General features: G+C 68.7%; 1 pseudogene. It reads left to right on the top strand.

The window, feature by feature from the left end:
- Nucleotides 1-1,137 (top strand): annotated as a pseudogene (locus tag LQ326_RS47230) (alpha-1,4-glucan--maltose-1-phosphate maltosyltransferase); the annotation flags it as partial.

Genomic DNA, 1,137 nt, shown 5'->3' with positions numbered 1-1,137 from the left:
ATCCTGGCCCGTCATCCGCTGCGGGAGCTGGTCACCGTCTCCGAGCCGCTGCCGCTGCTCGTCGAGCGCGAACGGGCCCTGTACGGCTCCTGGTACGAGTTCTTCCCCCGCTCCGAGGGCACACCCGAACGACCCCACGGCACGTTCCGGACCGCCGCCCGCCGACTGCCCCGGATCGCGGAGATGGGCTTCGACGTCGTCTACCTGCCCCCGATCCACCCCATCGGCACCACCTTCCGCAAAGGCCCCAACAACACCCTGCACGCAGGCCCCGACGACGTCGGAGTGCCCTGGGCGATCGGCTCCCCCGAAGGCGGCCACGACGCCGTCCACCCGGACCTGGGAACCCTGGAGGACTTCCAGTGGTTCGTGGCCGAGGCCGGCCGCCACGGCCTGGAGATCGCCCTGGACTTCGCGCTGCAGTGCTCCCCCGACCACCCCTGGGTCCACAAACACCCCGAGTGGTTCCACCACCGGCCCGACGGCACCATCGCCTACGCCGAGAACCCGCCCAAGAAGTACCAGGACATCTACCCCGTCGCCTTCGACGCCGACCTGCCCGGACTGATCACCGAGACCGTCCGCGTCCTGCGCCACTGGATGGACTGCGGCGTGCGGATCTTCCGCGTCGACAACCCGCACACCAAACCCGTCCTGTTCTGGGAACGGGTGATCGCGGACATCAACGCCACCGACCCGGACGTCATCTTCCTCGCCGAGGCCTTCACCCGCCCCGCGATGATGCACACCCTCGCCCAGATCGGCTTCCAGCAGTCCTACACCTACTTCACCTGGCGCAACACCAAGCAGGAACTCACCGACTACCTCACGGAACTGTCCGGCGAGCCGGCCGCCTGGATGCGGCCCAACTTCTTCGCCAACACCCCCGACATCCTGCCCGCCCACCTCCAGCACGGCCACCGCCCCGCCTTCGAGGCCCGTGCCGTGCTCGCCGCCACCCTCTCCCCCGCCTGGGGCATCTACAGCGGCTACGAACTCTGCGAGAACACTCCGCTCAAAGAAGGCGGCGAGGAATACCTCGACTCCGAGAAGTACCAGCTCAGACCACGCGACTGGGCACTCGCCGACACCGAGGGCATCGCCCCCCTCATCACCCGCCTCAACACCGTCCGGCGC

Source organism: Streptomyces shenzhenensis (genome assembly GCF_021462265.1).
In the GTDB taxonomy this organism is placed as follows: domain Bacteria; phylum Actinomycetota; class Actinomycetes; order Streptomycetales; family Streptomycetaceae; genus Streptomyces; species Streptomyces shenzhenensis.
The sequence above is the reverse complement of the archived record's forward strand: the minus strand, read 5'-3'. Positions and strand labels throughout refer to the sequence as shown.